This is a genomic window from Candidatus Poribacteria bacterium (assembly GCA_009839745.1).
Taxonomy (GTDB): Bacteria; Poribacteria; WGA-4E; order WGA-4E; family WGA-3G; genus WGA-3G.
Genome location: VXPE01000041.1, coordinates 62,169 through 75,649 on the forward strand (window position 1 = coordinate 62,169; position 13,481 = coordinate 75,649).

The window sequence follows — 13,481 nt, forward strand, 5'->3', positions numbered from 1 at the left end:
GGTTATCGGTTATCGGTGAAGAGGATCTCTTTTAACGAAAACCTCTTAACCGACAACTGAAAGGATTTTCGTAGAAAATCCGAACCGATAACTAATAACCAGCTAATGAATAATTTTTACCTTGACGATAGGGCTATCCTGTTCAAAGGGTTTATCGTTAATCGTCACAGATCCTCGGAATCTAAACTCGTATGTCTCCGGCATTAAGGAGCTGAGAGCCTTGAGTGGGACTTTTGCCTCCGTCTCATCTGCCGGGATGGTCACCGCTTCCGTGGTGAAGCCTTTAGGGACATCAATCGGTGTCAACGTTATTTCATCTGTGAAGCTCCCTTGTCGGACAATCGTTAACGTCAAGATCGCTTCCTTTGTTTGCGAATCTTCGGCTTTTGCTGTTTCGGTGTCTGCTGTGAGTGCGACAGTTTCGACTTCAGACCCTGAAGTTTCCGTTGCTGGGAAGACAATGCTAAAGCGCAACGGCTCAACCGTGACAATAAAGGGTGCCTCGACGATCGTCAAAGGGATAGCAGGGGTCGATTGTTTGACCGCCTCGCCATTGACAGTCGCCGTTCCGGTAACTGAAATATAACTGGTACCGGGTGTCGGCAGGACGGAAAATTCCTCTCTCCGTTCAAAAGTCCCGGCTTTAACCGAAATCATTGCTTCTGTTTCGCCTTCTGCAAGAGTGACAGGTTTTTCGGTAACAGGATCAGGAAGTGCCGAAACGCGATTTGGAAGTCCTGATACCGATAACGCGATCGGACCGACGAAATCATCGCGTCGTGTTGCTGTCACATGAAGATCAACCGTCTTGTTGTGGATAGCACTTAAGCCTATCTCTGCGAGCGTCAGCGTGAATTCCGGTGCATCCATCACGGTAAGCAGGATTGGAGACGGCGTGGCAACGCGCTCTATCTGGCGACCTCCGACAGCACAAACCCCAACGATAGAGAGCGGCATGAGTCCAAGTGAAGCATCCGATGGAGCTGTTATCGTAAGCATTGCTCGCGCTTGGTCTGCGCCAACGATGGTCGGACTTACATCGAATGTTTTCGGAAGGTCTGGGCAAAGCAGGCGAATTGGACCATCAAATAAGTCAAGACGCGTAACATCAACCTGCAATGTAACGCTGCTGCCTCTGCTGACGCGCGGGTTATCCAGAGCAGTCGGTTGATTCCGAAGGTCAAGCGCAACCACACTGAGTTCGCAGTCTGGTTCCAACGGGCGGATGTTTAATCGGTACGGGTAGGCTTCACCGCCTTGAGCGTTCAGATCTCGAATAGCGACAGAGTACTTTCCAGTTTCTTCAAAATTCCAGTCAATACGGGCATCGGCAGTGATGCCGTCGTCGTTTATCATCAAGACCTGTTCTTTGCTGTCATCCCATGCCATTTCTTCCGAGGCTTGCTTGTGTTCGCCTTGGGGTTTTCCCGGTCCGTAAAGCGTGAGGAGGGCATCCAGTTTTGATGACAGTTTATTTGCCTCTACCTCAAAAACGAGGAGTTGCGGTTCTTCAATTTCAAACGAAAAATAGTCAACATCACCGGATTTGTCGATTTTCCCATTGAGTGTTATCGGTGTCGTTACGGCGTTCGCATTTCCCGTTGTGTTATTCGGTTCAGTCTCCACCATCTCCCTCCAATTACCGATAGCAAACGGGTGTGAATTGGTAGCCAATCCAGAGGGTGTCTGGACCCGCAAGGATTGCTCGCCTGCCGGTGTTTCAGCACCTATTGAAACTTGTATGGATTCTACCATTTCAAGGTTCGCACCGGTGACAGTGACTGTATTCTCAGTGCTGCGTTGTCCACCAAGCGGAAAGATCGTCTCAAGATAGGGTAATTCACCGATGCTCAAACGATAGGCGTATCCATCTCCGCCTTTGTAACGAATATCGCGGATGTGGAGCGTGTATTTCCCGGTTTCAAGTGCTGTGTAATCCAAAACGGAGTCAAAGGCGTTGCCAAGACCGCTGTTGGCGACCTCAGTCCCATTCGCATCTCGGAGAACGAGGTAGGAATCCAGCAACGAGCCGATTTGCTGTGCTGCCACTTCACAGATAAGTCGCGCTTCCTTTTTCAATTGAAAGGTGAAACTGTCTTCATCGTCGATTGAAGCGATGGTGCCGTTCACGGTAACCGGCAGGGCGAGCCAGTCGGTTTCCATTGTAGACGCGGTTTCCGACTCCGATGCGGCTGTCTCTTCTTCAATGATTTCTCGCAGATTTCCAACGACGAAGCTGCCTGCATTGGAAACACCATACGGCGTGACGGCGCGTATCTCTTGGATACCTAACGGTGCGTCGCTGGCAATCGTCAGCAATGCGACCAACTGCGCGTCGCTCGGAATATTTCCAGAAACACCAACACCGTTGAAAACAACGGCGGCTTGCCCGGTTTTTTCTTTAATTTCCGCGGTGATACCTTTCCCACTGAACCACACCGCCGTTGCTGTGCCGAGATTTGTGCCTGTGAGTGTGACTTCTACACTGCGTCCCTGTTGACCGCCTTGAGGGAAGACAGCCGTCAAGGTCGGTTGAACCTGGGCGTATGCGAAACCAATCGTTAGGAGATAGATCGCTATGACGAGAAAGGACTTGCGTGGAAGGGTGGAAGGATGGAAAGATGCGTACCCAATCTTCCCGTCTTCCAATCTTCCATTCGAGCGTCTTCTATGTTTCCGAAATAGCGTATTCGGCATTTTTAATTACCTCATGTTTGAAAAGTCAGCGGAAGAATAGGGGTCAGCAGGCAGCGGTCAGCCATCAGCAAAAAGGGTAGGTTCATCAAAAACCCTCTTCACTGATAGCTGACAGCCAATGTCCTGATAATCAGTTAAAAGATTCCAGCAATCGGTTCGCCTTTCACCAACTCACGTGGCTGATCCAAGTGGTTGTACACGATGGTGTGCGGGTCGATACCGAGTGTATGGTAGACCGTGGCGAGGATGTCTGTCGGATGCACCGGGTTCTCAAGTGGCGTTGAGCCTGTTGCATCGGATTTCCCGTAGACCTGTCCACCTTGAACACCAGCCCCCGCAATCAGACCCGTGTAACAATAGGGCCAGTGATCGCGTCCATCAGGCGCGTTGCTGTTACCGGAGGTGCTAATACCCATCCGCGGCGAGCGTCCGAATTCACCGATCGTTAAGACGAGTGTATCTTCCAACATACCGCGTTGATCCAAGTCTTCCAGGAGTGAGGAGACAGCACTGTCTAACTTCGGACAGTGGAGGTTCTTCAACGGACCGAAGTTCGTTGCGTGCGTATCCCATGCCGTGGTATTCGGATCCCCGTTAGCAACAGAGGGCCAGTTCACCTGCACGAAACGGGTGCCTGCTTCCACCAAACGGCGAGCGAGGAGTGCGCTCTGTCCAAACGTGTGTCTACCGTATTTATCGCGCATCTCATCGGGCTCTTGAGACAAGTCGAACGCGTTGCGTGCCCGCTGCGACAGGATCAGATTATACGCCTTCTCATAATATTCGTTCAAGGCGTAGGAATCTGCGACCTTATCAATTTCGGGCATCCCTTTGTTAATCGTCTCAAGGAGGTTTTTCCGACGTTTCAAACGCACCGGCGGCACCTCTGGACGCAAACTCAAATCGTCGAGGTTAATCTCCTGATTCGGGTCTTGGAAGAGGAAATACGGATCGTATGCCCTACCAAGGAAACCAGCGTTTCCACCTTTACCGATGATGTTACTCTCTTGCATCGGACGCGGAAGTTGGACTGCCGCGAGCATCGGTTCATCGGGTGGACGATAGTTTGCGATATGCGATGCGGCATTCGGATGGTCGGCTGGAGACGGCGGATCGAGCTGTCCCGAAGGCGCGACCTTGTCCGGCGTTTCACCGGTTACCATTTGATACATCGCAGCGGTATGGTTGAACAGTCCTGCCGGTGTGTAACTTACGGAACGGATCAGACAGGCTTTATCCATCTGTTGTGCCAAGCGCGGCATCGTTTCAGACAACTGGATTCCTGGCACGTTGGTCGGGATCGGATTGAATTCACCGCGGATATTCGACGGCGCTTCCGGTTTCGGATCCCAGATGTCAAGGTGGCTCGGACCGCCTTGTAAGAAAAGAAGGATGACCGAGTTGGCTTTCCCCCATCCGTTGAGCGGCTTGGCGGGGTCAACCGCTGTATTCGCGTTGGCTTGGAGTGACAATACCTGTGGCAAACTAATGCCGAGCATCGCCGCACCACCGACACGTAGAAATTCACGACGTGAGAACCCGTCACATAAGCGTCCGGGTAGTTGTGGTAACGATAACATCGATTGTTTCCTCCGTTATGGTTGTCGGTTGTCAGTACGGGTTGCTGACGCAACCCTTTCGGTTGTCGGTGAAGAGGTTCTATAACGGTTTACCGCTTTTTGAAGCCCTCAAAGTTTGAGGTAATTGTTACAAACCTCTCTTAACTGATAGCCGAAAACTGATAACTAATTAGCGATTGAATAAGAAAGCGGGGCTGTTAATGAGTGCCCACAACAAGTCTTGCGCACCTTCTTCCTTAGATTCGGCATTCGCAAGGTGCTCAATCGCTACTGCGTATTCGTTCTTCTCCGGTAACCGAGAAAGCGTTGCGAGATAGAGTTCCTCGACGAGAACTCGGTCATCATGATTCGTTTTGATGAGTTGTGCAATACGTCCTTCAGGATCAATGAGGGACTCTGCAACCGTCGGTCCATTAATAAGGTTCATTGCGTGTGCGAGGCTGACCTCGGTGGTCCGTTCACATTCACACGAAGTTTCGCGCTCAGGTCTGCCAAACAACTTCAAGAATCCGTCATCTTTGACCTTGCTGTCTGGCAACTGCACTGCCCGGAATTTTTTCGGCATCTCTTCAAACCGTGGTCGGCTTCCTGTCGCGATCCCAATCGCATCCAACAACTGTTCTGCCGTCAAACGTCTGGCAGCTGCGTGCGAAAAGTTGATCGTATCCGCCTTGTTCCACTTATTCGTTGTGATGCTCTGTTGGTAGGTTCGGGAACGTGTGATTGTCTTCATGATATGTTTCATGTCAAACCCGCTGTCCACGAAATCCTTTGTCAATGCGTCAAGCAATTCCGGGTTAGTGGGTGGATTACTTGTGCGGATATCGTCCACAGGTTCGATGATTCCGCGTCCCATGAAGTAGCTCCAGATACGGTTCACACCTGCCCGAGCAAACATCGGATTCTCTTCATCGGTGAGCCACGCTGCAAGCATTTCGCGTTTGTCGTCTGTTTCCGCTGCGACTTCTCCGAACGGGACTGAGGGTTCAACCACCGCTAACGTCCGGGGGTGTTTTACAGGCTCTGGACTGTAATTGGCGTAGACGATCTCATCGCCGGGAAGTTGACCCGGTTTAACTTTAACATCCGCGAAGAACGCCCCGAATTCATAGTACTGGTTTTGCGTCCATTTTTCAAACGGATGGTCATGGCATTTGTTGCATGAGAATCGAACACCTAAGAAAAGTTGCGTCGTATTTTCCACTGCAGCCGTGTATTCACGGGAAACGCGGAAATAGTTCGCTGCGGGATTCGTGTAAGTGCTACCGGTTGCGGTAATCAGATCTCGCACAAACTCGTCATACGGACGATTCTCGGCAATGGCTTGATGGATCCATTGCTGGAAGAGCCAGATCCCACGCTCACCGAGGAATTTACGGTTAGACTGCAACAGATCGCCCCATTTATGCGTCCAGTGGTCGATGAACTCTGAGGTCTCGGCGAGAGTATCGATGAGTTTTTCCCGTTTGACTTTAGAGGCTGTGGTATCGGTCAAGAAACTCCGCACCTGTGCTGGCGTCGGTGGGAGCCCTGTTAAATCGAAATAGATGCGTCGGACAAACTCTTCATCTGTGCAGAGTTCAGAAGGTAGGATTTTCATCCGCTTCAGTTTATTGTGAACGTGCGTATCAATGTAGTTGTATTCAGCGGTTTTGACCCACTTGTAACCGCTCCTGTCGCCCATAACGATGATGCCGTTCGTGCTATAGGCACCTTCGTATCGGGTGAGGATCGCTGTTTCGCCGCGGCGTTCTGCGGTTACCACACCGTTGTCTGTGACCTTCGCCACCTCATTGAGGCTGCTTGTGAATTTCGCTTCACGGGTGACATCCCGTGTTGTGCCGTCGGGATAGTGTGCGATCACTATGAGTTGTTGCTTCATACCCGGCATTGCGAGTTCAGCCGAATCTGGTATGACTTCTAACCTTTCGACGCGTTTTGTGGTGTGAACGTCAGGAATAGCACCTTCCGCTATCCATTGATGGATAATTTCATAATCCCGATCTCCTGGAACGATGACCTGCCCACCTTTGTGCGGCACCTCCGATGTCGGTTTTAGCAACATCAGACTCTGTTCGGGAAATGCTCGGTTGAACCGCCGTCCGGATATGTCCTCAATCAAGAGTTCATAGTCGAAATCGGGGTCGTAGCCACGGAGTGAGAGTTTGAACCCATTTTTGCCCTTTGCTGCACCGTGACATGTGCCGTTATTACATCCAGCATGGCTCAAGAGCGGCATAACATCTCGCACGAAGCTGACAGGGGGTGCATCCATGCTTTTAACAGTCACGGGCAATTCAGTGCTGACCCCTTTAACCGTCACCTTAATTTTCGTTGTGCCAACCGCCATCGGGAAGATATAACCATCTTCATATACCTTCACCCCTGCGGTGGTGGGGGTCAGTGTGGCATAAGGTGTTACGTCTACATACATGCCACTTTTCGTTTTTCCTGACACAAGCACCCGTCTACCGTCGCGTGCATGCTCCAATGTCAGTGACTCAGGATGAACTTTCAACGCTTGCACCGTTGGAACTTCTGCGCTCACAGGCTGCTCCATCTCACTCGCCGCTGTCAATTGGAACGCGAGACAGATGGAAAATGCAACAAGGAATGTTGTTACAAAGTTAAACCTGGGTTTCATCTAATCTTCGGGCTGGAGCCCCTTGCCTTCAGGTAGGAGAGGAAGCCCGCCTCCTTTTTTAATTTTACCTTAAGTAAAGTCAGTAAAGCGTTCTAAAATCTGTAAAGTTCGTAACTTCGCAACTTTCGCACACTTGCACACTTCGTAACTTTGAACTTTCGCCAACTTATTATCTGTTACGCAAGCCGCGTGTGGGCTTGCGGGACAATCTATGTTAATGATTTACGTGATATCCCAAATAAGTACGGTGTGGTCGTCGCTGCCACTGGCGAGGACGCTCCCATCAGGAGAATACGCCACATTCCTAACACTCCCTGTATGTCCTGTGAGTGTTGCTTTAAGTGCTGCTGCCTCAACATCCCATAAACGAATCGTGTTGTCATTCCCACCACTTGCGACGGTTTTGCCATCAGGTGCGTAAGCCACGCCCCAGACATAACCGGCATGTCCCGTCAGGGTCGTTATCAATTCCCTTGTATCTGTATTCCACAACCGAACCGTGCCGTCAATACTTCCGCTCGCAAGCACCGCTCCATCAGCGGAATAGGCAATCGAATCGACAATATGTGTATGCCCCTTGAGGGTTGCTTTGTGCCTTCCGGTCGTAGCGTCCCACAATTCCACTGTGTCGTCTCCAGTTCCAGCGGCGAGGGTGCTTCCATCTGGGGAATATTTAACACATCTGATAGAGTCTGCGCGCCCTGTGAGTGTATTTTTAGCCGTTCCTGTGCTGGCATCCCATAACCGCACTGTCCCATCAGGACTTCCACTTGCGACGGTGGCACCATCCGTGGAATATGCAACACTCCTAACAGCATCCGTATGTCCGATAAGCGTCGCTGTCGGAGCTCCAGTCGTCGCGTCCCATAAAACTACCGTGTTGTCTATACTCCCGCTGGCAATCGCGCTGCCGTCAGGGGAATATGCGACACATCTGACGTATTCCTTGTGCTCAACGAGGAGGTTAAGTCCAAGACCGCTCTCCACGTCATAGACCCAAACGCCGATGTCGCAGGCGACAGCGAGTTGCGTGCCATCTGCTGAAAATGCTATGTCTCCGGTTAGGTTTCCTTGATCCAGGCGTGCTTTGACCCCCTCCGGTAAATTCGATTGTGCGTCTGTTTGTGTTTTTAGAGTATCCAATGGTAGAGTATCCTTTTTAGGCAATCAAACTAAAATTTGTTATTATTGCTACGCAAGCCGCGTGTGGGCTTACGGGAAAATGTAGTAGATTTGCAAATGCTGATACAATGTGAATCACAGTTAATGGCTATTCTTCAATCGTCCCCACACAATTGGGAGCTTACCGCCAGCGGAAACCGCCGCGTATTCCGATTCACTTGCTAACCAATTAATGACGTTTTCTGTGAGTTTCTCCAGTTGTTCGATATCCTCATTATTCTTGTGGTAGTTCGGCAGTCGCCAGTTCATATTGAATACCTTTCCGGCACCAGCCTCCCAATAGCCGAACGCTGCAATCCTGTCCTTGTAGTTGGTCCCCTGCTCCCAAGCGTGTGCGAGCGTCGTAAAATTCTCCCAAATCGTGTCGAAATAGTCACCACTGACTGGGTATCCGGTTGAATTGACTTGAATCCAATCGTCAACTTTCGGTGTTTTTCCATCAACATTCTTCAGTCCGTCTACCAACCCGAGTTCCAGTGTCTCTTTGAGGACGATGATACCGACATTGCTTCCATCGTTTTCAACGGGTCCAAATTTCCGTGGTTGCGCGTCTTCTAATCCCAACAGCGTAGCATACCGGATAGCCGCGCCCGTCAGCAGCACAGCACCGCCACTTTCAGCGTAATCTAAAAATGCATCAATTTCTGCGTTGGATAATCCGCCCGGATCGCTATCGCCATCATGCCACCAGATAACGCCGAACTGCTTGAATGTGGCACTCTGCAAGTCTGCTTTGGCGAGTTGTTTTGTTTTGAACGTCTTTTCAGCAAACGCCAATGCGGGTTCAGTAAAGTTGCCCTTATCACCGAGACAGATAAACCCGACTTCCATGGCTGCGTTGCCAATACTCATACCACAAAGGAGAAGAAATGTCAAGCAAAATACCATTTGGCGAGACGTGTGAGCCAAATCTTGCCATTTAAAAATTCGTTCCATGAGTACCCCTTGTATCTTTACACGAAAGTAGCGTGCGGAGGCTTATACCGACTGATAACATCCTCAAAGATGGCGTTGGTGTTCGTATCAGGTTCCTTTTTCCTCTGATTTACGATAAATAGTATCATGCAACAACGTTTTTGTCAAGGTTTTTGGCGTAGAACGCGTGGATACTATCCCGATACAGACAGACATGATCCATTATGGCACTCACGAAGCCTTTTATTCCCCGCTTTCACGAAACTCGGTTCAATCTCAAACCCAATGAAATTCCGCTGATGCCGCTGACACACCACAGGACAAGTGCCGACACCCGCAAAGGGATCCAGAACCAAATCCCCCGGTGATGAACTCGCCAATACGATCCGTTCAATGAGTCTCTCCGGTTTTTGGATTGTATTAAGGGCTTTCCTGCTCACCAATTCCTTGGATTTATAAGTTAATTGCTTTATATCGCCCCAGACATCGCCGGGATTCTTTCCTTTCGGATTGTATTTCGTCTTGCCAAATTTGCCGTTCGTTACCGATGGCACATTTTCGCACCGACTCCGATGCGCTAACTCAACAAGTTGCGAGACTCTGATAGCGTCCAAGTTGTAGCACCGCGGCTTTTTGCCCTTGATGAAGTAGCAGATAATGTCGTAGTTATTCGTGTAACTGATGCGTCCCTGTGCGAGCCGACTCGGTTGATACCATACGATTTTTGAACGCAGATTTAAGTATTCTCGATAGTCGATGAAGTCAATACAATCCGGTTTCCCAAACAGATAGAGCGCGCCTCCAGCCTTCAGTTTCGGCGCGAAATTTTGGATAAGCGTGAGATTAAATTCCTGAATTGAGGAAATCTCGTCCCACGAATTCCCTGTTATGCCATACGGTCCATCGCACACAATCAGGTCCACCGAAGCGTCTTTAATCTCTTTCAGTAGATTAAACATATCGCCACAATGAATAGTGTTTCGCTCAAGCATAATTCCGTTTTATCTCAATCTTTGCTAGCGTGGTATATCGAATTTCCAGTGACTATCCTGAGTCGAATGATAAACACTGCAAACGTGGTAATTGCAACCCATTCCATCACAATTCCTTCAAGATTTCACATCGGTCCCACGCGCCGGGAGCCTCTGTCCATGGCGAGCATGGATGCATCAAAACTCTGTTTTAAGAGTTCAAATTTGACCCCCTGTTTTGCATCGACATGCCAGAGATTCTCAAACTCGTCCGGATCATTGACGAGGTCGTAGAGTTCACCCTCTTCGTGTCCGTGATACACGACTAATTTATAACGTTCATTTCGGTACATTGTTGCGAAAGTGTGATCGGGCAGATCCACAGCGTCGTAATACTCACATCGGACGAAATCCCGGTGATGGTTCGGATCCGCTTCGCCTCGGAGCATCGGCAGGAGTGATCTGCCGTGCATCTCCTCGGGGACTGTTAAGCCTGCCAATTCCAAAAGCGTCGGTGCTTTGTCAACGAGTTCAACGAGTGCGTCACTCTTGAGTCCGCTCGCAAATTGCCTCTCCCATGAGAAAATCAGTGGCACTCTGACCAAACCCTCGTAAAACCGACATCCCTTTTGGATGAGTCCATGGTCGCCAAGTGTCTCTCCATGGTCACTTGTGAAAATGATGACGGTGTTTTCCCGTTGTCCTGTTTCATCAAGTGCTTCAAGGATCCTACCGAACTGCTCGTCAATCAGTTGGATCATGGCGTAGTAGGCAGCTACGAGTGTTTTGGCATCTCTTGCCCCGACCGCGTCTGCTTCTTGACGCGGGGTCTGGGGTAGAATTGGACTCCGAATGTCCAGTTCATCAGGTGTCCGCGCTTTGGATTGAAAATCGACTGCTTGTAGCCGGGTCTGCTGTTCCAGATCGCTGTTTTGGAAGAGTGGCTCTGGCATTTCCGCCGGATTATATTGTTCTCGATGTGTCTGTGGTGGATTGAACGGCGGATGCGGATCGTAGATATTGACACTCGCGAGCCACGGACAATCCCGATCTTCGCGAATGAATTCAATCGTCTTTTCCGCGCACCATGTCGTCTGATGCAACGCCGCTGGCACGCCTTCTGGGTTCCGGTTCAGTTCGCCTAAAATGTATCCCTTCGTGCGCACCCAATCGGCGTAGTCGTGTCCGTATTCCCAATCATCGCGTGGGGCGTGGCTGTATTGCCAGTACCGGTAGCCGTCGTTTACGCGGGGTTCCACCCGGCGGTAAGCACTCGCAAGATGGAGTTTGCCAATCAATCCGCAATCATAGCCGATGTCTGCAAGCGTGCGCGTTACAAGGGGATACGCATTTGGAAAAAAATCGTTTCCGTTGCGGATCGCGTGTGTTGCGTTTGGATACATCCCCGTGAGAAAACTCGCTCGGCTCGGGGTACAGATAGGGCTTTGACAATACGCGTGCGTGAACGCGACCCCTTCCGCCACTAAATTGTCGATGTTCGGTGTGAACACATACGGATTCCTTAATGCACCGATTGTATCGTAACGCTGTTGATCCGTGCAAACCCAGAGGATATTCGGCGTGTTAGCAGCCATATCAACCTTTGTGTATCTGCGGATTAGAGAAAGAAACTCTTGATAAGGGCGGCAAGGGCGATGACAGTTGTGCCTTACTTAACCCTTGCACTAAATCCTGTGGCTTTCACGATGTCTGCGAGATCGTCCGCAGTTGCAGTATTTTTTCGGACTTTAATAACGGCTTGATCGGGGAGAGTGACTTCAACGCTAATAACGCTTTGATGTTGTGTAAGTGCATCCTGCACTTTGGCGACGCAAGCCGCTCACGTCATGCCTGTCACTACCAGAGCGACATCCTGACTTCCCGCGGGTTCGATCGGGACAGACATAAAGGCATTCAGGAGTTTACCGGTAGCGGTATCAAATATCCGAATCTTTCCATCAAAGCCGCCTGTAGCGAGCTGCGTGCCATCCGGATGAAACGAGACAGCGAAAACACCAACTGTATCGCCTTGCATGCTTGCTAAACGCGTTCCGGCTTCTGTGTTATAGACACGCGCTTCACCACCTGTACTACCAGTAGCTAACCGACTGCCATCTGCCGAAAACGCGACCCCTTCAATCGTACCTGATTGTGCTTCATACGCTTGGATGAGATTGAAATCTGTGTTACCTACATCTCTCCGTATTTCACGAAAGATTTTATAGAGTCGTGGAATCCGGTCTTCACCGCCATTTAGAACCCAATCTTCAGTCGGGTGCCGGGCAATAGTGTTGATTTCTCCGTAACCTTTGTTACTGGAGTTGATATCGTCAACGAAAGAACCTGTGTCTACCTCAACCAACTTGAGGGCGGTATCCCGCCCCGCACTCACGAAATGGGAACCATCGGTAGAGAAAATCGTGCCGAAAACCCAGTCACTGTGGTTGTCGAACTTAATCAGTTCTTTCTCGTCTTCAACGGACAGAACGCGGACCGTCTGATCCGAACATCCGAAGGCGACGCGACTGGCATCTGGTGAGAAGGAGAGACCGTACACGGTGTCATAGCTGGAACGTATCGCTTTGATGAGCGTATTTGTTGCGGTATCCCATAGTTGCACTTCGCCGAATTGTGCGGGGGAGCCGCCTGCCATGCCTAAGATCTTTCCGTCTGCCGTATACGTCAGCGATTCTATACGATGCGCTTTGCCTACGAGTCTCGCTTTGAGTTCAAAGTTCGTTGTGTCATATAACAAAATTTCGCGGAACCCGGACACCGCGAGGGTGCCACCATCAGGCGAGTATGCCAGCGCGGTAACCACGGGCGGCACTGTGTAAGTCGGATAGTTTCCCTCACCCATATCGTCGACTTCAGTGGGTGTGTCGTCCGGCGCGCCTTCAAGAATCCAGCGTCGGAATAATTCGACCTCTTCGGTTGAGAGGGGTTCCATGTTTTGGGGCATTGCCGGTTCATCGCCGGAGATGAGTTCGATAAGGAGACTTTCATCCGGTTTTCCAGGGACAATTGCATTCCCCGCCATTCCACCCTGCTTGAGATCTGCGTAGGTTGTCACAATCAAATCGCCGTTCGGATCGCCGGGGTGATGGCATCCTTGACAACTCCGTTTGAGAAGTGGGACAATTTGGGAATGGTAACTGATGGCTGAATCTGTCGCGTGCTGGTCTGCCGTTACATACGGGCTTAATGCTACAAAACAGAGCAGATACACCCCTAAATGAATCATAAACCTTGATCGCGATGCTTTCATATTTGTTAAAAACCCTCCCTCTCATTACACCATTTCGGTAAACTTCACCCAAGATAGCACAGTTGACACGCTTTTAATTTAATAATTATATCACAATTTCGTAATGGAATTCAAGAAAAATGTTATGCAGAACATTTCACGTTGACATCTGTCAAAAAATACGATATACTGATTTTGCCGAATACACGGCAATATACTCTTAACAAAACTTAACTATCAACTGA

General features: G+C 50.0%; 8 protein-coding genes. All 8 read right to left on the minus strand.

What is annotated here, in order from left to right:
• Positions 1–102: 102 nt before the first annotated feature.
• The gene (locus tag F4X88_06405; protein MYA55904.1) at positions 103–2,697 is read right to left on the minus strand and encodes a hypothetical protein; all 2,595 of its coding nucleotides are present in this window, start codon (positions 2,695–2,697) and stop codon (positions 103–105) included.
• A gap of 134 nt (positions 2,698–2,831) precedes the next feature.
• Entirely contained in the window at positions 2,832–4,277 is a 1,446-nt protein-coding gene (locus tag F4X88_06410; GenBank protein ID MYA55905.1) for a DUF1501 domain-containing protein, read from the minus strand.
• Positions 4,278–4,446: 169 nt separating this feature from the next.
• Positions 4,447–6,921 carry a DUF1553 domain-containing protein gene (locus F4X88_06415; GenBank protein ID MYA55906.1) on the minus strand — a complete coding sequence of 825 codons (2,475 nt, stop codon included), beginning with the start codon at positions 6,919–6,921 and terminating at the stop codon, positions 4,447–4,449.
• A 222-nt stretch (positions 6,922–7,143) separates the two neighbouring features.
• Entirely contained in the window at positions 7,144–8,088 is a 945-nt protein-coding gene (locus F4X88_06420) for a WD40 repeat domain-containing protein (protein MYA55907.1), read from the minus strand.
• Positions 8,089–8,184: 96 nt separating this feature from the next.
• Entirely contained in the window at positions 8,185–9,039 is an 855-nt protein-coding gene (locus tag F4X88_06425; GenBank protein MYA55908.1) for a hypothetical protein, read from the minus strand.
• 173 nt (positions 9,040–9,212) lie between these two features.
• The gene (locus F4X88_06430) at positions 9,213–10,010 is read right to left on the minus strand and encodes a hypothetical protein (GenBank protein MYA55909.1); all 798 of its coding nucleotides are present in this window, start codon (positions 10,008–10,010) and stop codon (positions 9,213–9,215) included.
• A 125-nt stretch (positions 10,011–10,135) separates the two neighbouring features.
• A complete protein-coding gene (locus tag F4X88_06435; protein ID MYA55910.1) occupies positions 10,136–11,584 on the minus strand; it encodes a sulfatase-like hydrolase/transferase in 1,449 nt (482 codons plus the stop codon).
• A gap of 245 nt (positions 11,585–11,829) precedes the next feature.
• Positions 11,830–13,257 (minus strand): hypothetical protein, encoded by a 1,428-nt coding sequence (locus tag F4X88_06440; GenBank protein ID MYA55911.1) that lies wholly within the window; start codon positions 13,255–13,257, stop codon positions 11,830–11,832.
• Positions 13,258–13,481 lie beyond the last annotated feature (224 nt).